Origin of the sequence: Alcanivorax sp. HI0007 (genome assembly GCF_001635525.1) — a bacterium.
Taxonomy (GTDB): domain Bacteria; phylum Pseudomonadota; class Gammaproteobacteria; order Pseudomonadales; family Alcanivoracaceae; genus Alcanivorax.
This window is the reverse complement of record NZ_LWEJ01000150.1, coordinates 1-212: the sequence shown is the minus strand read 5'-3', so window position 1 is coordinate 212 and position 212 is coordinate 1. Positions and strand designations below refer to the sequence as shown.

Below are 212 nucleotides of genomic sequence, written 5' to 3'. Positions count from 1 at the left end.
GCAGCCCGGAAGAAATCGCCTGCATGAAAGCGGTGAAGCACGTCTTTGATCCCAACAACATCATGAACCCGGGGAAGCTGTTCGATGTTTGATGAAATCAACACCCCGGTGGATCAGGACGGTTACCAGCACCGCTGGATCGACGGGTCGCCCATCGACATTCCCGTGGGCAAGGCCGTGTGCGTGGGCCGCAACTACGCGGACCACGCCAG

1 protein-coding gene and 1 pseudogene are annotated in these 212 nt (G+C 59.4%); both read left to right on the top strand.

All coding sequences use genetic code 11. The annotated features are described in order from the left end of the window. The first annotated feature begins 14 nt into the window (after positions 1-14). On the top strand, positions 15-92 hold the full coding sequence (locus A3714_RS17535; RefSeq protein ID WP_255362637.1) for an FAD-linked oxidase C-terminal domain-containing protein: 78 nt from the start codon (positions 15-17) through the stop codon (positions 90-92). Next, a pseudogene (locus A3714_RS17530) lies at positions 85-212 on the top strand (isomerase/hydrolase); the annotation flags it as partial. The gene A3714_RS17535 and the pseudogene A3714_RS17530, both read left to right, overlap by 8 nt.